General features: G+C 75.0%; 17 protein-coding genes. 3 read left to right on the top strand and 14 right to left on the bottom strand.

All coding sequences use genetic code 11. The annotated features are described in order from the left end of the window. Positions 1-33: 33 nt before the first annotated feature. On the bottom strand, positions 34-1,200 hold the full coding sequence (locus ACZDWJ_RS05055; protein ID WP_463519836.1) for a nucleotide sugar dehydrogenase: 1,167 nt from the start codon (positions 1,198-1,200) through the stop codon (positions 34-36). A gap of 169 nt (positions 1,201-1,369) precedes the next feature. Between ACZDWJ_RS05055 and ACZDWJ_RS05050 the strand changes: the two genes are divergently transcribed. After that, positions 1,370-2,383 (top strand): glycosyltransferase family protein, encoded by a 1,014-nt coding sequence (locus tag ACZDWJ_RS05050; RefSeq protein ID WP_463519835.1) that lies wholly within the window; start codon positions 1,370-1,372, stop codon positions 2,381-2,383. On the opposite strand, the gene ACZDWJ_RS05045 is transcribed toward ACZDWJ_RS05050, so the two are convergent. From ACZDWJ_RS05045 to ACZDWJ_RS05015, 7 genes are all read right to left on the bottom strand, one after another. Continuing rightward, positions 2,375-3,130, bottom strand: a complete 756-nt coding sequence (locus ACZDWJ_RS05045; RefSeq protein ID WP_463519834.1) for a hypothetical protein — start codon at positions 3,128-3,130, stop codon at positions 2,375-2,377. The genes ACZDWJ_RS05050 and ACZDWJ_RS05045 overlap by 9 nt on opposite strands. 65 nt (positions 3,131-3,195) lie before the next feature. Beyond that, positions 3,196-4,518 carry a hypothetical protein gene (locus ACZDWJ_RS05040; protein WP_463519833.1) on the bottom strand — a complete coding sequence of 441 codons (1,323 nt, stop codon included), beginning with the start codon at positions 4,516-4,518 and terminating at the stop codon, positions 3,196-3,198. After that, on the bottom strand, positions 4,515-6,590 hold the full coding sequence (locus ACZDWJ_RS05035; protein WP_463519832.1) for a glycosyltransferase: 2,076 nt from the start codon (positions 6,588-6,590) through the stop codon (positions 4,515-4,517). Before ACZDWJ_RS05035 ends, ACZDWJ_RS05040 begins: the two co-directional genes overlap by 4 nt. Beyond that, a complete protein-coding gene (locus tag ACZDWJ_RS05030) occupies positions 6,587-7,489 on the bottom strand; it encodes a glycosyltransferase (protein ID WP_463519831.1) in 903 nt (300 codons plus the stop codon). Before ACZDWJ_RS05030 ends, ACZDWJ_RS05035 begins: the two co-directional genes overlap by 4 nt. Further along, positions 7,486-8,397: a glycosyltransferase family 2 protein gene (locus tag ACZDWJ_RS05025; RefSeq protein ID WP_463519830.1), complete on the bottom strand. Its 912-nt coding sequence runs from the start codon at positions 8,395-8,397 to the stop codon at positions 7,486-7,488. Before ACZDWJ_RS05025 ends, ACZDWJ_RS05030 begins: the two co-directional genes overlap by 4 nt. Beyond that, complete coding sequence (locus ACZDWJ_RS05020) at positions 8,394-9,590, bottom strand: glycosyltransferase (RefSeq protein ID WP_463519829.1); 1,197 nt, start codon at positions 9,588-9,590, stop codon at positions 8,394-8,396. The genes ACZDWJ_RS05025 and ACZDWJ_RS05020 overlap by 4 nt, the downstream gene beginning before the upstream one ends. A gap of 38 nt (positions 9,591-9,628) precedes the next feature. Then, positions 9,629-10,636, bottom strand: coding sequence for a UDP-glucuronic acid decarboxylase family protein (locus ACZDWJ_RS05015; protein WP_463519828.1), 1,008 nt, complete (start codon positions 10,634-10,636; stop codon positions 9,629-9,631). 122 nt (positions 10,637-10,758) lie between these two features. Here ACZDWJ_RS05015 and ACZDWJ_RS05010 point away from each other — a divergent pair, with 122 nt between their 5' ends. Continuing rightward, positions 10,759-11,748 carry a polysaccharide pyruvyl transferase family protein gene (locus tag ACZDWJ_RS05010; RefSeq protein ID WP_463519827.1) on the top strand — a complete coding sequence of 330 codons (990 nt, stop codon included), beginning with the start codon at positions 10,759-10,761 and terminating at the stop codon, positions 11,746-11,748. Here ACZDWJ_RS05010 and ACZDWJ_RS05005 read toward each other — a convergent pair. The 4 genes from ACZDWJ_RS05005 to ACZDWJ_RS04990 are packed head-to-tail and all read right to left on the bottom strand — an operon-like array spanning position 11,734 to position 16,188. Next, entirely contained in the window at positions 11,734-12,879 is a 1,146-nt protein-coding gene (locus ACZDWJ_RS05005; protein WP_463519826.1) for a hypothetical protein, read from the bottom strand. The genes ACZDWJ_RS05010 and ACZDWJ_RS05005 overlap by 15 nt on opposite strands. Further along, on the bottom strand, positions 12,876-14,216 hold the full coding sequence (locus ACZDWJ_RS05000; RefSeq protein WP_463519825.1) for a polysaccharide biosynthesis protein: 1,341 nt from the start codon (positions 14,214-14,216) through the stop codon (positions 12,876-12,878). The genes ACZDWJ_RS05005 and ACZDWJ_RS05000 overlap by 4 nt, the downstream gene beginning before the upstream one ends. Beyond that, positions 14,216-15,355, bottom strand: coding sequence for a glycosyltransferase (locus tag ACZDWJ_RS04995; RefSeq protein WP_463519824.1), 1,140 nt, complete (start codon positions 15,353-15,355; stop codon positions 14,216-14,218). Before ACZDWJ_RS04995 ends, ACZDWJ_RS05000 begins: the two co-directional genes overlap by 1 nt. 11 nt (positions 15,356-15,366) lie before the next feature. Then, positions 15,367-16,188, bottom strand: coding sequence for a glycosyltransferase family 2 protein (locus ACZDWJ_RS04990; protein ID WP_463519823.1), 822 nt, complete (start codon positions 16,186-16,188; stop codon positions 15,367-15,369). Positions 16,189-16,320: 132 nt separating this feature from the next. Between ACZDWJ_RS04990 and ACZDWJ_RS04985 the strand changes: the two genes are divergently transcribed. Further along, on the top strand, positions 16,321-17,529 hold the full coding sequence (locus tag ACZDWJ_RS04985) for a glycosyltransferase (RefSeq protein ID WP_463519822.1): 1,209 nt from the start codon (positions 16,321-16,323) through the stop codon (positions 17,527-17,529). Between the two features lie 16 nt (positions 17,530-17,545). Here ACZDWJ_RS04985 and ACZDWJ_RS04980 read toward each other — a convergent pair whose 3' ends face one another. Both ACZDWJ_RS04980 and ACZDWJ_RS04975 read right to left on the bottom strand, forming a co-directional pair. Next, entirely contained in the window at positions 17,546-18,208 is a 663-nt protein-coding gene (locus tag ACZDWJ_RS04980; protein ID WP_463519821.1) for an acyltransferase, read from the bottom strand. Next, positions 18,205-19,205: glycosyltransferase family 4 protein (locus tag ACZDWJ_RS04975; RefSeq protein WP_463519820.1), on the bottom strand; the 1,001-nt coding region annotated here is incomplete at its 5' end. The genes ACZDWJ_RS04980 and ACZDWJ_RS04975, both read right to left, overlap by 4 nt.

Genomic DNA, 19,205 nt, shown 5'->3' with positions numbered 1-19,205 from the left:
GCCCGTCGGGTCCCCGTCCGGGTATCGGAGGTTTCAGTCGGTGCCGTAGATGTCGCGGGTGTAGACCTTCTCGGCGACGTCGTCGAGCACGTCGGTGCGGCGGTTGGCGATGATGACGTCGGAGCGGCGCTTGAACTCCTCGAGGTCGGCGATGACCTCGGAGTGGAAGAACTCCGCCTCGTCGAGCGCCGGCTCGTAGACCACGACCTCGATGCCCTTGGCCTTGATGCGCTTCATGACGCCCTGCACCGAGGACTCGCGGAAGTTGTCCGAGCCCTCCTTCATGATCAGCCGGTAGACGCCGACCGTCTGGGGGTTGCGGGCGATGATGTCGGTGGCGATGAAGTCCTTGCGCGTGGTGTTGGAGTCGACGATCGCGCTGATGAGGTTCTGCGGCACCTCGCGGTAGTTCGCCATCAGCTGCTTGGTGTCCTTGGGCAGGCAGTAGCCGCCGTAGCCGAAGCTCGGGTTGTTGTAGTGCGTGCCGACGCGCGGGTCGAGGCCGACGCCCTCGATGATCTGCGCGGAGTCCAGGCCGCGCACCGCCGCATAGGTGTCGAGCTCGTTGAAGTAGGCCACCCGCAGCGCCAGGTAGGTGTTGGCGAAGAGCTTGATGGCCTCGGCCTCGGTGGAGTCGGTGAGCAGCACCGGCACGTCGTCCTCGAGCGCGCCCTCCTTGAGGAGGTCCGCGAACCGCTGGCCGACCTCGTCGCGCGAGCCGACGACGATGCGCGAGGGGTGCAGGTTGTCGTGCAGCGCCCGGCCCTCGCGCAGGAACTCGGGGCTGAAGAGGATCGTGACGCCCGGAATCTCCTCGCGCACCCGCTCGGTGAAGCCCACCGGGATCGTCGACTTCACGACAACCACGGCCGAGGCGTCGACGGCCGCCACCTGGCGGATCACCGACTCCACCGAGCCGGTGTTGAAGTAGTTGGTCTCGGGGTCGTAGTCGGTGGGGGTCGCCACGATCACGAACGAGGCGCCGGCGATGGCGTCCGCGGCGTCGGTGGTGGCCCGCAGGTCCAGCTCGTGCCCGGAGAGGTACGCGGTGATCTCGGCGTCGACGATCGGCGAGCGACGCTCGTTGACCGCCTTCACCTTCTCCGCGTCCAGGTCGACCGCCACGACCTCGTGCCGCTGCGAGAGCAGGACGGCGTTCGACAGGCCGACGTAACCGATGCCGACGACGGCGATCTTCATCTGATCCTCCGGGATCTGGACGGTGGCGGGCCGCAGCAGCCTATCGGGGGCCGCACTCGCCCGAGGCATCCCCGGAGGCCCCGGGCGTGGCCCTGCTCACCGGCGCGGTCCAGACCGGGCCCGGCATCGGCACCCCCGTCCCCCGCTCGCCCGGCCCTACCCTTCACCCATGCGCATCGCCCTCGTCGTCGGCCGGGCCGCCCCCGGCTCCGACGGCGTCGGCGACCATGCGCGGGTGCTCGCCCACGAGCTGGTGAGGCAGGGCCACGACGTGCTGCTCCTCGCCGTCGTCGGGATGCGCGAGCACCAGGAGGTGGACGACGGCGTCGAGGTGCTCGAGGTGACCCACGCGCTCGACCGTCCCGAGGACCGCGCCGCCGTGCTCGCGCGGCTGGCCGCCTTCGGCCCCGAGCTCGTGTCGGTGCACCACGTCCCCTGGACCTTCGGCCCGCGCGGGGTCTCGCGCGACCTCGAGCGGCTCCTGCTGCAGATCGACGCCCCGCGCTGGCAGATCATGCTCCACGAGCTGTGGGTCTTCGACTCCCGCCACCCGTGGCACCGCGCCATCGGCTTGGCGCAGCGGCGGATCGTGCTGCGGCTGCTGCGCTCGCGCCGGTGGGACGCCGTCCACACCTCCATCGAGCCGTACCGGGCGCTGCTCGCACGACACGGCGTGGACGCCCGCCTCCTGCCGCTGTTCGGCAACGTGCCGGTCACCGCGGCCGCGCGGGAGCGGGCCGATGCCCTGGTCGTGTTCGGCACCCTGCCGCCGCGCGACGCCTGGCCCCGCATCGCCGACGAGCTCGCCACCGCCTCCGGCCGCGCCCTGCAGACCCGGGTGATCGGCGGCGAGGCCGCCGCCCGCGCGGAGCTGTGCGCGCTGCTCGCGGCGCGCGGACTCGACGTCGTCGACCTCGGGCGGCTCGAGGCCGGCGCGATCTCCGCCGAGCTGCGCGGCGCCCGCGTCGGGCTCAGCCGCACGAGCGCACGTCTGGCCGGCAAGAGCGGGGTCCTGACCACCCTGCGCGAGCACGGCCTCCCGGTCTGGGCGCCGCTGTGGGACGCCCCGGAGGTGCCGGGCACCCGCACGAGCCTCGCGGCGGCCCTCGCCGACCCGCACATCACGCCGACGCCGACGGTGGCCGACGTCGCCGCACGGCTGATCGCCGACGTCTCAGGCTGAGGCGGCGAGGCGACGCCGCAGCCCGCGAGCCGCGCGCATGCCGTGCATCTGCACCACCGCGGCCCTCACCCGCCACGGATGCCGGCCGAGCAGCGTGCGCAGCACCCGCCCCGTGCTGCGCACCAGCGAGGCCTCGGCGCCGACCGGACCCCGATCGCCGATGGTCGAGGCGCCGTCGACCTCGACCACGGGCGTCCCGTGGCAGGTGCAGCGCGCCTCGACGAAGCGCACGCCCCGCCGCCTCCCGGGCGTCGGCCAGTCGGCGAGGGTCGGGACGTCGCCGGGCCTCGACCGCAGCCGTCGCGCGGCCGTCGCACCGCACACGTACGCCACCGTCTGCAGAGGCGCACCGCGCAGCCGTCGCAGCCGGACCTCCGGGTGCGCGTCCGCCGGCACCTGTCGCCCCCGGGCGACCTCGCGGGCGGCGTGGAGGACGACCACCGCGCGCGGATCGCGTCGGCAGGCCTCGCGGGCGGCGTGCACGGCCGCCCAGCAGCGCACCACCGCGTCGTCCTCGAGCACCACCACCGGCGCGTCGACCACACCGGCGTAGACCTCCTGATGGGCCAGGAGGCAGCCGAGCTCCCCCGGCAGGCACGCGCGGCCGAGCACGACCCCGACGACCCTGCTCGCCTCCGCGAGACGCGGATCGTCAGCAGCCACCTGCACCGGCGGCACCACCCGGACGACGCCCTGGCTGCGCGCCTGCTCCAGCAGGCCGGGGCTGCGAGCCGGGCTGCGGCCCACGAGGACGATCTCGAGCGCCGAGGTCCGCCCCGAGGTCCGCCCGGAGGTCCGCCCGGAGGTCCCCGTCACGACGACGGGAGGGGCGCTCGCCGCCAGGCCCACAGGTAGAGGCCTCCGAGCAGCACCGCGGCCGAGGCGGCGATGTTCGGCGCGAACACCACGCCGTAGAGCAGGATCGGCGCGAGCGCGAAGGCGGTGGTGGCCAGCAGCGGCTCGCCGATGCGACGCGCCGTCGAGAGCCCGTGCAGCAGCACCAGGACCGCGAGGAGCTGCCGCGCCACCGCGATCGCGACGCCGAGCAGACCCAGCTCCGCGGGCAGGCGCGGCATCTCGGTCTCGATCCAGTCGAGGGTCGAGCCCGCCGTGATGCCGGCGAGGTTGTGCAGGCCCATGCCGTCGCCCAGCCAGCCGAAGGGGGCGTCGAGATAGCCGAAGGCCGAGGTCAGGATGCGCTGCGTGGGGTCCTCGCTGCGCCCGGCCTGGTCGATGCGCACCTGGAAGGCCGCCACCACCTGGGGCAGGAACCGGAAGGCCGCCGCGACGCCGAGGGCGCCGATCACCGCGACTCCGGCCACCGCGCGGAAGCGCCCCCGGTCGGCGCGCCGGACGAAGGCGGACGGGCCGCTCCACAGCAGGAAGCCGACGACGACGATCGCGGCGTTGAGGATCGCGCCGCGCGAGCCGCCCACCGCGATCACGAAGGCCACCGACGCCAGCGCCAGGATGGCGCGCGGGCTGGTGCGACGCTGCGCGAACTCGGCGAGGGCGACCGCCGCGGCGACGGCGACGAAGGCCGTCAGGCCCAGCGGCGCGGCGAACGTGCCGCTGGCCCGCAGCACGCCGTCGGCGGTGCCGATGCCGATGTCGTTGCCGCCCGCGCCGCGGTTCCACACGCTGCCCGCCGGGCTGAAGGTCTGGAGGGCGGAGAGGGCGGCCTGCACCGGCGCGGACCACAGGACGACCGCGACCACCGCGGCGCGGGCCCGGGCGACGTCGCGCACCATGCTCGCCAGGAGCAGGGCCAGGAGCGGGGAGAGGTAGGTGATGATGCCGACCGCGATCGGCGTGCTCGGGGCCCCCTGTAGGATCTGGAGGACGCCGAGCGAGGCCAGCGCCGTGGCCAGCACCACGCCCCCGAGGAGCCGGGCGGAGAGCGCGCGGGGCGTGCGTCGCAGCAGCAGGAGGGCGAAGAGCCCCAGCACGATCACGTCGGTTGCGAAGTACAGCGGCTGCCCCAGGCCGCCCGGGCCCCACTTGCGGGCCGCGCCGCCCAGGATCCAGGCGAGGGCGTAGAGCGCGAGCCCGCGACGCAGCACCACGTCGACCGACAGCTCGAGGGCGGCCTCGCGCTCCGCGGCGAGCAGGCGCGGGCTGAGGAGGGTGCTCACGGGGTCCTCCGAGGACGAGGGTGCGCGTCGGCGTCGACCGGCGCAGGAGGCTCGACGCCCGTGCTGGGCGCCTTCGAGGATACGGCTCCCGAGGCCTCGCGATCCGCGGTTCGCGCGGATCCGAGGAGCAGCGGCAGGTACCGCGACGCCTCCTCGCGCGGGGTGTGCCGGCGCAGGTGCTCGCGCGTCGCCGCCGACGGTCGACCCTCGGCGTCGGCGCGGGCGAGCCCCTCCAGCAGCGCCTCGGCGAGCGCCTCGACGTCGCCGTTGGGGAAGACCACCGCCTCCGGACCGCCCGCCTCGGGCAGGCCGCCGCCGGCCGACACGACGGGCACGCAGCCGGCCGCCAGACCCTCGAGCGCGACGATGCCGAACGGCTCGTCCCAGCGCGACGGCACCGCCAGCACCCGGTGCTCGCGGAGCAGGGCCGCCAGCTCGGGTCCATGCAGCGGCCCGCGCACGACCACGGGGCCGCCGGGCCGATCGGAGCCACCCGAGCCGGCCGCCCGCGCGGCGAGCGCCTCGCGCTCGGGGCCGTCGCCGACGATCGTCGCCGAGAGACGGTGCCCGCGGGCGGCCAGGAGGTCGAGGGCGTCGAGGAGGTCGCCGGCGCCCTTGTCGGAGACCAGCCGGCCGACGAGGACCACGTCGCGGGTGCGCACGGCCGCGGGCTCCCCCGTGCCGAACACGTCCGGCCGGTAGGCGGGATGGATCACCGTCGCGTCCTCGAGGTGCGCGGCCACCGCGCTGCTCACCGCGACCACCGTGCAGCGTCGCAGCAGCCGGCGCTTGACCCGCTCGCGTCGCCCGACCCGCCCGTCGGGCTGACGCAGCCAGGTCGCCACGATCACGACCGTGGGCCGACGCAGGAGCAGCGGCATCCAGAGGGTGCGGGCCGAGACGTTGTTCTGCACCACCACGTCGCTGCGCCGCACCAGCGCCAGCGCCCGGCGTCGCGACGGGGCCCGCACGACCGGCGGGCCGTCGCTCGCCCTGCCCGCGGGATCGGGCGTGGGGGTCATGACGGTGACCCGGAGGCCGAGCGCGGTGAGCTCGTCGGCGAGCTGGCGCGTCGCGGTCTCGATCCCGCCGACCGCCGGCGCGTAGGAGTGGCTCATCAGCAGCACCCGGACGCCGCCGCGTCGCGCCCCTCGGTGGCGCCAGCGCAGCGCGAGCCACGGCAGGCCGAGGAACGACACCAGCGCGTGGAGCACCAGCTCGACCACCCGCAGCGGCTCGCGCCGCCGCAGCGCGCGCACCGCCACCGACAGGTCGCGCAGCGGCACGTGCACCCGGCTGTGATAGCGGGCGATCCGGCGCAGCCGCGGGTCGTCGTCCGCGAACGCCCGCGCGTGCCAGTCGGCGTAGAAGCGCTCCTCCGAGCCGGTGGCGTAGCCGACCGTCGTCATCGAGCCCTCACGCTCGCGCTTGACGTAGAGCCGCTGCGGGATCACGTGGACGGGGCCGGCCAGGGCGTAGCGCAGCAGCAGGTCGGCGTCCTCGTGGGCGCGCAGGTGCTCGGCGTAGCCGCGACCCCACAGGTCGCTGCGCAGGGCGTAGAACGGCCCGTTGCCGGTGACGCAGAAGAAGGTGACGGCCGGCGTGCGCTCCTCGTCGTCGCGCAGGTCGCGCGGCAGCGGCAGGGCGGGCACGTAGCGGCTGCGCCGCGCGGGCACGACGCTCCCGTCGGCCCGCAGCGCGGAGTACTGGACGCCGACCGCGACCGCGTCGGGCAGCCGCTCGACGGCCGCGCGGATCTCGGCGACGGCGTGCGGCACCAGGAGGTCGTCGCCGTCGACCGGCCAGATCCACTCGCAGACCGGCCGCAGGCGCTCGGCCCCGACGTTGCGCGCCGCGGACTGGCCGACGTTGCGCTCCAGCGCGATCACCTCGACCCGCGGGTCGCGCTCGGCCCATGCCCGGGCGCGCGCCAGGGTGTCGTCGGTGCTGGCGTCGTCGACCACGACGACGCGCAGATCGGCGTCGGTCTGGGCCACCAGGCTGGCCACGCACTCGTCGAGGAGCGGGCCCAGGTCGTGCGCGGCGACCAGCAGGCCGATCGGACGGCTCATCGCCGACGCCCGCCGCGGACGCCCCGCCGCAGGTCGTGCTCGGCGATGCCGAGGTGGAAGGCGGCGCGCTCGACCTGCTCCGTCGCGTGTCGCCGCAGCGCCGGGACGAGCAGCTGCGGCAGGGCGCCGAGCACGAGCGCCGTGCCGAACAGCAGCCGGATCGACGCGCCGAGCGGGCCGCTGCGCCGCGCCAGGTGGGGATGGTCGACCACCGCGCCGTGCTTGAGGCGCATCCGGCCCTGACCGCGCCCGTAGGTGCGCTTCTGCCGCACCAGACTGCGCAGCCCGTCGCGCTGGACGTAGTCGACGACCGCCTCGGGCACCAGGACCCCCTCGGCGCCCGCCATCGTCGCCCGCACGAAGAAGTCGACGTCGTCGCCTCCCGCGCCGAACTCCTCGTCCCAGCCGCCCAGGCGCTCCCACAGCGCGCGCGGATACCCGCAGCTGGCGCCGATCACGTACGAGGCGCGGGCGAAGCCGGCGCCCCGGAGCTCCGACTCGACCCGCCGCAGCGTGCCGGAGACCGAGACGTGACGCAGCGTCCCGCCCACCCAGCCGGCGCCGGCGAGCAGGGCGTCGGCCATCGCCTGCACCCAGCCGTCATGGACGACGTCGTCGGCGTCGCAATGGAGGATGAGCGTGCCGCGGGCCGCCAGCACCCCGCCGTTGCGGGCCCCGCCGGCGCCCGCGCGTGCAGCGGCGTCCACCAGCCGCACGCCCCGGCCGGCGTAGGACTCCACGAGCGCCCGCGTGCCGTCGGTGGAGCCGTTGTCGGCGACGACGACCTCCACCGCGTGCGTGCACCGCTGCCCGACCAGGGCGTCGAGCTGGCGCGCGAGCGTGGCCTCGCCGTTCAGGCACGGGATCACCACGCTCACCAGCGGCGTCACCGCGCTCACGCCGGCGCCCCCGTGGGCCGGCGTCTCCGGGCCGCTCGGGCCACAAGGCGGGCGTGGACCCCGCCCTCGAACACGCCCCACTGGTAGAGGCCGCGCTCGGCGCTCATCCGCGCCCGGGGGCGGTCGATCGGCGCGAGCACCAGCGCCCGCAGGACGAGCAGCGCCGCGGCGAGCGGACGGAAGGGCAGCGCCGCCGTGCCGAGCCGGCCCATCAGGCCCGCCTCCGCGGCCACCTCGGGGTGACGCGCCGCGAAGGCGGCGTAGCCGCGCCCGTAGCGCCGCCGCTGGCGGGCGGTGGCGCGCCAGTCGTCGCGCTGCATGTAGTCGAGGACGGCGTCGAGCACGCAGACGCCCTCCGCGCCGTGCTGGCCCAGACGCACGAAGAAGTCGAGGTCCTCGGCGCTCACGAGGTCCTCGGCGAAGCCGCCGATCCGCTCCCAGTCCGAGCGCCGGATCGCGCAGTTGCCCGTGAGCGTCCAGGCCACCCCGTCGCGCCCGACCCGACGCAGCTCCGACTCCTCCCACAGCAGCCGGCCGTCGGCGGTGACGTGCCGCGTGCGACCGCCCGCCCAGTCGGCGCCGGCGTCGAGGGCGTCGGCGAGGGCCTGGAGCCAGCCCGGGTGCACGACGTCGTCGGCGTCGCACTGCAGGACGATCTCGGCGCGCGCCGCGCCGACGCCGACGTTGCGCGCGTGCCCGGCGCCGGGCCGGTCGGAGGCGTCGACGACCCGCACCCGGGTCGCGTAGCGCTCGAGCACGGCGAGGGTGGCGTCGCGCGAGCCGTTCTCGGCGACGATGACCTCGAAGGGCCGGGTCGAGCGCTGGGCGAGCACCGCGTCGAGCTGGGCGGCGATGCCGTCGGCGGCGTCGCGGCACGGGATGACCACGCTGACGAGCGGCTCGGTCACGACGCCTCCCTCGGCGTCGAGATCAGGGGCGGCAGCGCGCCGCCGTCGCCGAAGACCTGCGTGCGCAGCACCTCCGCGGCGCGTGCGGTCCTCGCAGCGGCGGCCTCCGGGTCGGCCAGCGTCGCCGCCACCCCCGCCGCGAGTCCGGCGACGTCCTCGGCGATCCAGACGTGCTCGCCATGGCGCAGCGGCAGCCCGCGGAAGGCCTCGGGGAGGCCGACCACCGGCACCCCGTGGACGATCGCCTCGAGCGTCTTGAGCTTGGTGCCGCCACCGCCGCGCAGCGGGATCACCGCGCAGGAGGCCGAGCGGTAGAGCGGGACGAGGTCGGGAACGGCCCCGCGGTAGTCGATGCGCGGGTGGGCCCGCAGCCGCTCGGCGAGCTCGGCGGGGGCGCCGACCCCGGCCACCACCGTCCGCCAGGCGGTGCCGGCGCCCAGCGCCTCCTCGAGCGCGGCCGACACCGGACCCGTCAGCAGTCCGACCGCCTCGACGTTCGGCGGGTAGGAGAGCGTGCCGACGAAGAGCAGCTCGCCGTCCGTGCGCTCCGCCCAGCCCGCCACGGACTCGGGTGCCAGCACCCGGTTCGGGCGCACGTGGACGAGGGCCCCCGGCTCGCGGGACAGCACATGACCCCGGTCCTGCGCGGCGGCCACGCACACCTCGCGGAAGCGCGGGAGCAGCCGCCGCTCGGAGACCGCGTACTGCCGCGAGGCCGCCCAGGCCCCGGCGGCGCCGCGCCACGCCCCCGACCGTGCGGCGCAGCGGGCCACCTCGCGGTGGTTGAGCGTCTCGGCGTCGTCGAGGTCGAGGACGACGCGTCCCTGCAGCGGCACCGCGTCCAGGTAGCCCGCGACGGCCAGGCGGAAGACGACCGTCAGGTCGGCCTCGGCCAGGAGGGAGCGCACCGGGTCCGGCACCTGCCCGTCCGGCCCGTCGGGCACCAGCCAGCCGGTGTGCGCCTCCGGCCGCCGGCGCACGTGCCGGGGCCACAGCTTGGCCACCGCACGATCGCGCCGCGTGCCCGGACGGCCCGGCACACGGTGGATCCGGACGCCGTCGACCACGCGGATGCAGTGATCGTCCAGGGCCGGCACCACGACCTCGACGTCGTGGGTGCGGCGCAGGTCGCGCACCCAGTCGGCCGCGCGCAGCCCCGGACCGCCGGGATCGCCCGGCATGACCAGGGACACCAGGACCGCCCGCGGGCGGTCACCCCCGGGCGACATCCTCAGACCGGGACCGCGGGCAGCGCGAGCCCGGCCTCGCCCCGCGCGGCCAGCCGCGCCGCGAAGTCGTCGATCGTGCGCACCAGGCCCTCGGCGAGCGGCACCGTCGGCGACCAGCCCAGCGCCGTCTGGGCCCGGGTGATGTCGGGGCGGCGGCGCGTGGGGTCGTCGGAGGGCAGCGGCAGGTGCCGGATGCCGGCGTCGCTGCCGACGATGCGCATCACCTCGGTGGCCAGCTCGAGCATGGTGAACTCGCCGGGGTTGCCCAGGTTGATCGGGCCGGTGACCTCCTCGCCGGTGTCCATGAGGCGGATCAGGCCCTCGACCAGGTCGTCGACGTAGCAGAACGAGCGGGTCTGCTGGCCGTCGCCGTAGATCGTCAGCGGACGCCCGGTGAGGGCCTGGACGATGAAGTTCGAGACCACCCGGCCGTCGTTGGCGAGCATCTGCGGGCCGTAGGTGTTGAAGATCCGGGCGACCTTGATGCGGGTGCGGTGCTGGCGCCAGTAGTCGAAGAAGAGCGTCTCGGCGGCCCGCTTGCCCTCGTCGTAGCAGGAGCGGATGCCGACGGGGTTGACGTTGCCCCAGTACGACTCCTCCTGCGGGTGCACCGCGGGATCGCCGTAGACCTCCGAGGTGGAGGCCAGCAGGATCTTCGCCCCGGTGCGCTTGGCCAGACCGAGCATGTTGATCGAGCCGTGCACGCAGGTCTTGGTCGTCTGCACCGGGTCGGCCTGGTAGAAGACGGGCGAGGCCGGGCAGGCCAGGTGGTAGATCTCGTCGACCTCGACGTAGAGCGGGAACGTCACGTCGTGACGCATGATCTCCAGCCGCGGGTGGTCGCGGACCTCGAAGAGGTTGTCGCGGGTGCCGGAGTAGAAGTTGTCGATCACCAGGACGTCCTCGCCGCGGTCCAACAGCCGCTTGACGAGGTGGGAGCCGATGAAGCCGGCGCCGCCGGTGACGGCCACGCGCTTGGGACGCAGGTCGACGAGGTCAGGGGTGATCACACCTGGTGACGGTAGAGGAGCAGCGGCCCGCCCGGAGGCGGAATGAGCCGGTTGGGACGCATCTCCCACGCGGGCTCCCGCCGCTGCCCGATACTGGCGCCCGACCGAGGAGGGAGTCGGCCATGGACGCACGCGAGCGACGCCTCGAGCACCTGCGGCGCCTGCTGCACGATCGCCTGCGGGACCTCGGCCTGGCCGACCGGCCCTGGACCGTCCACGACGCCCCGGGCTACCCCAACCCCGGGGACGCGCTCATCTGGCTGGGCCAGGCACGGCTGGCCCGCGACCTCGGCGCCCGGGTGGCGCGCGCCGACTCCGCCTACCGCAGCGCGCCGACGCCCGCTCCGGCCGACCATGCGGTGCTGCTCGGCGGAGGCGGCAACCTCGGCGGGCTCTACCCCCGCCACGACGACCACCGCGTCGCCGTGCTGCGGGCCCAACCCGGGCGTCCGGTGATCCAGCTGCCGCAGTCGGTCGAGTGGGTGGCACCCTCCTCCGACCGCCTGCGGCGCGCGATCGCCGAGCACGGCCGGTTCGTCCTGCTGGTGCGCGACGCCCGGAGCCTCGAGCGGGCCCGGGCCGGCCTCGACTGCGAGGTCCACCTGGTGCCCGACGCCGCGTTCGCCCTGGGCCCGCTGCCCGCGCCGGCTCCGCGTCACGACGTCCTCACCCTGGCCCGGGAGGACCGCGAGGCGGGCGCCTCCGCCGCCCGGCCACCGGCCGGCGTCGCCTCTGACTGGCCGCCCTCGACGACCGCGACCCGCGCGCTCACCGCGCTGCTGCACCGGATCGCCCCGCAGCAGCACCAGCCCGCCGTCACGATGCGCGCCGCCGCGACGGCCCGGATCGCGACGACGCTCTCGCGCCGACAGGCCGCGATCGCCCGCACGCACCTGGGCGCCGGCCGCGTCGTCGTCAGCGACCGCCTCCACGCCCACGTGCTCGCCCTGCTCCTCGGGCTCCCGCACGTGGCCGTCGACGACGCCCACGGCAAGGTGCACGCCCTCGTCGACGCCTGGAGCGCCGACCTGCCGATGGTCCAGACCGCAGCCACCTGGGACGACGTCCCGGACGCGCTCGCGCGGCTGCGGGCGGGCTCAGCTGCGTCGTAGGACGGCCCGCGCGCCGACCTCGAGCGGCACCAGCACACGGTTGCGGCGCAACGCCCGCAGCGTCGCCCGCGCCCAGGGCGCCTCGAGGCCCTGGCGCCGGATCTCGACGCCCACCAGGCGCCACAGCTCCTGCTCGATGGGGCCGCCCATGCGCACCCGCGCGATCCGCTCGACCGGGATCGCCGGGAACGCGGCCGGCTCGGAGGCACCCGCCAGGAGCAGGCAGACGTAGGTGCGCAGGCACTTCGCGCAGTGCCCGCAGTTGCGGTCGAGCCGCTCGCCCTTCCAGCACACCCGCACGTGCGCGCACGCCTGCGGCCAGCCGGCGATCTCCTGCACCTTGCGCACCCGGCCCTGCCCCGACCCGTCGTTGACCACCTGGAGCGCCCCCGAGAGCAGGTGGTCGGTGATGACGCTGCTGCCCCACGGCACCTCGAGCTCGTCGTAGGCGCCGCTGGAGGCGATCAGGCCGACCCCGTGGTCCTCGGCGAACAGCGCCAGGCAGGCCGCCATCGCCAGGCCGTGCTCGTCCTCCCAGTCGCGGGTGAGGGAGCGGACGTTGGTGCGCACCGTCGCCAGCGTCAGGCAGGTGCCCTCGAGCAGACGTCCCGCGCGCTGACGCGCCGCGTCGAACTCCTCGCTCCGTGCCAGGGGGATGTCGAAGCCGTGGACCATCACCGCGGTGGCGAGCGGCCGGGTGCGCCGCCCCGCAGCGCCGGTGAGGTGGCGCCAGGCGGTGTGCGCGGAGTCGACGCCGCCGGAGAAGGGCATCACCGCGCGATCCGTCTCCGCGACGACGTCGACGATCTCGTCGGCGGTGATCTCGACGGGGCGGTAGCGGTCGGGCCGCCACAGGGCCCACGCCTCCTGCCACTCCTCGAGGCCGGTCAGGAGCCGGGCCGAGACGGCGCCCTCGACGTGGACCGGCGCGCCCTCGGCCATCGCCAGCATCAGCGACGCCAGGAGGTGGGGGTCGCCCGGCACCCGGTCGGCCGGCACCGCCTCGAGCCCCGGACGCGCGAACCACAGCTCGCGCTCGAGGCCCGCCAGGACGATCCGCGAGCGCCACACGACGCCGTCGTCCTCGAACCGGGGCGGGTCGACGACGATGCGCGCGACCGTCACCGTCATACGCCGGACCTCTCCTCGGCCGGAGGCTCCGCCGGCTCCTCGTGGCTCGCCTCCATCGAGGCGAGCGGCCGCCGGCGCATGCGCAGGATCTGGACGCTCTGGAAGAGGGTCTGGCCCGCGGCGCTGGCCAGGCCGACGGTGAGCACCGCACCCGTCGAGTCGATGCCGACGATCAGCACCGCCAGCACCTGGGCGCCCACCGCCGCCAGGATGTTGAGCGACTGCCCCTGGCTGAAGCCCTGGGTCATGAGCACGCGGAACAGGAAGCCGCAGAGGAAGTAGAGCACCCCGCCGAGCACGGCGATCCAGATGACGCCCTGGGTGTTCTCGTACTGTCCGCCGAGGAGGAAGGCCCACACCTGCGGGACGAGCACCGCCGAGAGCGTGCTCACCAGCGCGAGCGTCGCGTAGACGGCGAAGCCGACGAGGGTCAGCCGATCGAACTCGCGGCGCGTGCTGCAGCGCGCGAGCCGGGGCATCAGCAGCGTGCCGGTGACGCGATCGACAATGAGGAGCAGCATCGCGAGCCGCCCGACGGCGCCGACGTCCGCGACCACGGACGCCGTGCCGGCGAGCGTCGCGAGGAGCACCGTCACGAAGCCCTGCAGCTGGTAGTAGACCCCCGGCAGGATCAGCGGCCGCACGATCTCGCCGATCCTCCGGTCGATGTCCTTGCGGACGCCGACCGCGACCTCCGGGATCGGGCCGAACCCGCGGATGTGACGGCGATGGGTGACCAGACCGAGCTGGGTGGCGAGCACCACGGCCACGAAGAGCAGCGCGAGGCGCAGGTCGCCCCACCAGGGCACGAGGGCCAGGCCGACGAGCGCGGCCCGGGCGACCGTGAGGCGCCGGCTGGCCCGGTTCAGGACCCGGATCGACTGGGTGATCGCCAGGATCTCGCCGGTGAACTGCATCGAGAGCATCGCCCACGCCCACGCACCGGTGGCCGCCAGTGCGAGCAGGAACCACCAGTGCGTCCAGTCGTGACGCAGCATCGTCACGACCGCGTACGCCGACACGCACGGGACGCCGAGGGAGAAGAGGATCCAGCGCTTCTGGTAGATCCGACGGCAGACCGCGACGACCCACGTGCGGTCGTCGGCGCGGCGCCCGACGATCGGCATCGCGCAGTAGACCAGGCCGAGGTCGGTGATGCCGACGAGGAGGGTGGCCGCGGCCACGAGGAAGGTGTACATCGCGTACTGCTCCTTGGGGAGCGCGTTCACGATGAGCAGACCGGTCAGCCCCATGACGACCGTGGAGAAGGACTCCACCGAGAACACCGCCACCGCGCGGTCGATCGTGGCGCGGTGACGTCGCACCCAGGCGCGCATCAGCGTCGCCTCGGAGGCGGACCGAGCGCGTCCAGCAGGATCCGGCCCGCGGCGTCCCAGGAGAGCACGCGGTCGGCGTAGTCGGCGGCCGCCGACGCACAGGCCTGCGCCCGACGCGGATCGGCGAGCATCGCGTCGAGGGCACCGGCGAGGGCCGCCTCGTCGACCTGCGGGAGGACGATGCCCCCGCCGGCCGCCTCGACGTGCTCGCTGGCCGCCGTCTCCTGGGAGACCACGACGGCGCAGCCGCGCAGCATGGCCTCGCCGACGGCGATCGCGAAGTTCTCGTTGAGCGAGGGCAGGACGAAGACGGCCGCCTGCTCCAGCAGCCAGGCCCCGACCTCGGCCGCGACCCCCGGGGCCACGACGACCCTCTCGGCGCCGGCCTCCGTCGCGAGCCGCTCGAGGTCGGCGACGGTCCAGTCCTCCTCGGGCCCGACGACCAGCAGGGTGCCGCGCGACACGCTCGCCCAGGCCCGCACGAGCAGGTCGGGCTGCTTCTTGACCGCGAGCCGCCCCAGGAAGACGACCCGCTCCTCCGGCGGCGCCGCGAGCCACGGCGCCAGCCGGGCGCGCAGCGCGGCGTCGGGCTCCTGCGAGGTGCGCCGGGCGACGCCGAGCGGCATCACGACGACCCGCGCCCGCGGGTGCAGCTCCTGCAGGTTCGCGGCCTCGCTGGTCGAGGCGGCCACCAGCAGGTCCGCCCGCCGGATGACCCGGCGGCCGACCAGCGCGTCCCAGATCGCCTTGTGGCGGCGGCCGAAGCCGCGCTGGTACGGCTCGAGCACCCCGTGCGGCTGGACCACGAGGATCCTGCGCCACAGCACGGCGGCCAGCCAGGCCCACGCCGAGTGCGCGAGGTAGAGGCCGTGCACGTAGACGACGTCGTGGGTGCGCGCCGAGCGCACGACGTCCCAGGCCTGGCGCCAGGAGTGCTTGAGGCGCCACGGCCGGGAGCGCCGGTGCAGCCGCACCTGGGGGTGCTCCCGGCGCAGCGACGCGCGCTCGGCCTCGGAGAGCACGCCACGGCCGCCGTCGGCGTCGCTCGCGACGAGATGGGAGTGGGCCGCCAGCGCCCTGCTCAGCTCGAGGCTGTTGGTGGTCGGCCCTCCGTCGGAGAGCGCCACCGAGGCGATCACCTGGAGGATCCTCACGTCGAGCCGGACCGCCGCAGCTGGCGCGTCTTCAGGCCGATCTGCCAGTAGTAGAAGCTGTTGGCCAAGGCGTAATGGAAGCCGGCGGCCCCGTCGCGGAAGCCCATCCGGGCCACGTAGCTGAACAGGAAGAACACCAGCGGCTTGAACGGCACCTTCGCCCACAGGCGTCCGCGGGCCGTCCGCTCGACGGCGTCGGCGCGCTCGGCGGACTGCCGCAGCACCGCCTCCCAGTCGGAGTAGCGGTTGTGCCGGTCGAAGTAGTGGCCCAGCGGCTCGAGATCGTCGTGGACGATGCTCTGCGAGGTCACGCCGATGCTGCCCTGCACGGTGGGCTGGACGTGGAGCTCCATCTCGAAGGGGCGCTCGACGCCGAGGTCGTCGAGCGGCTCCCACGCGCAGCGGTGCCGATCGAAGAGCACCCGCTTGCGCACCTTGTAGCCGTGCCGGAGGGTGCGCTCGAGGAAGACGTAGTCGAGGGGCACGTCGTAGGCGGCGTGCGCGGGAGCGGCGACGGTGCGGCGCACCTCCTCGTCGAAGGCCGGCGTCGAGTACTCGTCGCCGTCGAGGTAGAGCACCCAGTCGTGCTTCAGCGGCAGGTTCTCCAGCGCCCACTGCTTCTTCTTCGGGTACTGCCCGTCCCAGGTGAACGGCACGACCGTCGCGCCGGCCGCGGCGGCGAGCTCGGCGGTGCGGTCGGAGCTGTGGGAGTCGACGACGAACACCTCGTCGTAGGCCGCCAGCGAGCGCACGCAGCGCTCGATGGCTCGCTCCTCGTCCTTGGTGATGACGACGACGCTCACGGGGATGGTGGACACGCTGCGGATTCCTCGCTTCACGGCCGGACGGACGACCACGAGGGTCCCACGATCGGGGCCGCCGTCCGGCCGGATCCGACGAATCCGTGACGCACGCCGCGCGCCGCTCCCGCGATCCCTAGGCTGAGGTCCATGCCGCTCGAGCCTCGCCTCCACCGCGGGCTCTACGCGTCGAACGTCTTCCACTACCGGCACGTGCTGGAGGCGCTCGACGAGCTGTGCGACGAGGTCGCGCTGGTGCGGCGGCTCGAGGTCACGCCCCGCCAGCTCGCGCTTGCCCGCCCCCTGCCGCCGCGGATGCGTCGGCTGCTCGAGCGTCGGGTCGTCGAGCAGCCGGAGGGCGTGCGCATCAGCGGTCTCGGGCCCGCCCAGCTGCTCCTGCCGCTCAGCGCGCGAGTGCCGGCGCTGGACCCGCACCGCGCCTACCGCCGCTCGGTGCTGCACCAGTCGCGGGCCGTCGCCCGCGCGGTGCGCCGCTTCCGTCCCGACCTCCTCCAGTTCACCGAGTGCCTCGGCCTGGCCAGCCTGCGCGCCGGCTTCGAGGGCACGGCGGTCTGCGAGCGGCGTCATCTCCACCATGCGGCGCTCGAGGGCGACCCGGGCGCCGTCGGGGACTTCCCGCACGTCGACAAGCCAGATCCCGTCGCCGACGTGCTCGCCGAGGAGTACGAGCGCAGCGACCTGATCGTCGTCTACTCCGAGGTGGCGCGGCGCTCCTTCCTCGAGCGCGGCTTCGCCGCCGACCGCGTCGTGGTGACGCCCCTCGGCGTCCCCACGCCGCCGGACGTCGTCGATCCGCCGCCCCGCGAGCGGCACCGCATCGCCTACGTCGGGCGCACCGACGCCTTCAAGGGCATCGACATCGCCGTCGCGGCCCTCGAGCGCCTCGGCGCCCCCTTCGAGCTGCACGTGGCCGGCCCGAGCTCGCCCCGCGTGCTGGACTGGCTGGCGACCAAGCCGCTCGTCACCCATCACGGGATCCTCGGCCGCGCCGAGCTCACCGAGCTCTACCAGCGCTCGTCGGTGCTGCTGGCCCCCTCGATCGAGTCCTTCGGCTACGCCCCCGTGGAGGGCGCGGCCCTGGGCGCGCATCTGGTCTGCGCCGACACGACCGGCGCCGCGGAGTTCCTCCCCGACGGCTCCTGCACCGTGGGGGTCGGCCGCGACCCCGAGGCCTGGGCGGAGCTGGTCGAGGCGGCCAGCGTGGTCGACCGCGACGCCGAGGCCGAGCGCGTGCGCCGGGTGCGGGCCGCGCTCGCGGCGATGTCGTGGGACGCCATCGCGCCGCACACCACCGACGCCCTGCGGCAGGCGGTGGCCCGCTCGCACCGGCTCGCGTGAGGGCTCGGGTGAGCGCTCAGTCGACGAAGCCGCGCGTGCGGGTGAAGTAGCGCGCCGTCGGCGAGAGGTCCTTCAGACGCCGCGCGGGCTGACCGCCGTAGAGGCCCAGGGGCTCCTCGAAGGCGTCGCCGAGCACCGAGCGCGCTGCCAGCACGGACCGGTCGGGCAGCCTCGCCCCGCCGAGCAGCAGCGAGCCCGACCCGACGAAGGAGTGGTCGCCGATGCGGATCGGCGCGCTGTGCTGACGCCCCTCCTCGATGTCGATCGAGTGCGTCAGGAGCTCGCTGCGGTAGCCGGCCACCGTCACGAACTCGCCGATCTCGATCGGGCTGGTGGCGTCGAGGTGGTGGCCCTTCGTGACGGCGCTCTCGCGTCCGATGCGCAGCACGGAGCGGCGCTCGGGCTGATGGGCGAAGTGAGGAGACCCGGTGCCGCTGGGGAACCCGGTGACCCAGTTCGAGCGCCCGAGGGTGGCGTTCTCGCCGAGGTGCACCTCGTCGAGGTGCACCGCCACGTTGAGGTGGCCGACGCGTGCGCCGGCGGCCATCGTGAGGTGTCGCGGATAGAACCACGCGACGCCGATGCGCGCCGTCGGATGCAGGTCGTAGCCCAGGCAGCGCGTCATCACCAGCCGTCGCCACCACCACGGGCCGATCGCCGCCAGCACCCGCCAGATCATCGGAGCACCTCCTCGTGGACCGCACGATAGGCGGCCCGCAGCCCGGGCTCGGCGAACCGGCCGAGGTTCTGCCGGCCCGCGGCGATCGCGGCGGCCCGGACCTCGGGGTCGTCGAGGTCGCGGACGTGGTCCGCGAAGCCGGCGACGTCGTCGGGGTCGGCGTAGCGCGCCCCCGGTCCGCCGACCTCCGGCATCGGCGCTCGACTGCTGGCCACGACGGGGGCGCCGCAGGCCTGGGCCTCGATCACGGGCCAGCCGAAGCCCTCGGCGTAGGAGGGGAGGACCAGGCAGTGCGCCCGCCCGTAGGCCGCCACCAGCTCCTCGTGGGAGGGGTCGATCAGCTCGTGGACCCGCTCGACCACGCCCGCGGCGGCCGCGGCCTCGCGCAGGGCCGGCTCCATCGGCCGACCGGCCAGCACCAGCTCGCCGTCCCAGCCGTCGGCGGCCAGCCGCGCGAGCAGGGCCACCAGGAGCGGGCGGTTCTTGCGCTCGAGGTCCGAGCCGACGTGCAGCAGGTACCCGCCGGTCGGGAGCCCGCGCGCCGCGAGCACCGCGCGCGCCCGGTCGGGCTCCGGGGCCGCGAACGCGGCGTTGAGGCCGTTGTGGACCACCAGACGTCGCTGGCCGACGCGCGGTGGGGCGAGCCGGTCGAGGTGGTCGCGCGTCGCCGCCGAGACGCACACGGTCGTGCGCGCCCGACCGAGGTGCCGCAGGATCAGCCGTTGCAGCACGACGCCCGTCCGCGACGCCGGGCAGTGGGCGTCGGGATCGCCCAGCGCCCCCGCGATGGCCAGCACGTCGTGACAGGTGACGACCGCCCGGTCCGCCGGGAGCACCGCCAGCCAGGGCGCGTTCGAGTGGTCGGCCACGTGGTACCGCGACCGCCTGCCGAGCAGGCGGTCACGCAGGCGTCCCAGCAGCAGGAGCGCCGGGAACAGCACCAGCTTGTCGACGTAGCCGCCCCACCGCCACCGGGCCGACCCGTGCTCGGCGCCAG

It is taken from the genome of Nocardioides sp. B129/18 (assembly GCF_055282735.1).
The sequence above is the reverse complement of the archived record's forward strand: the minus strand, read 5'-3'. Positions and strand labels throughout refer to the sequence as shown.

Coding starts and splice junctions, on each gene's coding strand:
- ACZDWJ_RS05055 (WP_463519836.1), bottom strand. CDS start 1,200: ATGAAGATCGCCGTCGTCGGCATCGGTTACGTCGGCCTGTCGAACGCC.
- ACZDWJ_RS05050 (WP_463519835.1), top strand. CDS start 1,370: ATGCGCATCGCCCTCGTCGTCGGCCGGGCCGCCCCCGGCTCCGACGGC.
- ACZDWJ_RS05035 (WP_463519832.1), bottom strand. CDS start 6,590: ATGAGCCGTCCGATCGGCCTGCTGGTCGCCGCGCACGACCTGGGCCCG.
- ACZDWJ_RS05010 (WP_463519827.1), top strand. CDS start 10,759: ATGGACGCACGCGAGCGACGCCTCGAGCACCTGCGGCGCCTGCTGCAC.
- ACZDWJ_RS05005 (WP_463519826.1), bottom strand. CDS start 12,879: ATGACGGTGACGGTCGCGCGCATCGTCGTCGACCCGCCCCGGTTCGAG.
- ACZDWJ_RS05000 (WP_463519825.1), bottom strand. CDS start 14,216: ATGCGCGCCTGGGTGCGACGTCACCGCGCCACGATCGACCGCGCGGTG.
- ACZDWJ_RS04985 (WP_463519822.1), top strand. CDS start 16,321: ATGCCGCTCGAGCCTCGCCTCCACCGCGGGCTCTACGCGTCGAACGTC.
- ACZDWJ_RS04980 (WP_463519821.1), bottom strand. CDS start 18,208: ATGATCTGGCGGGTGCTGGCGGCGATCGGCCCGTGGTGGTGGCGACGG.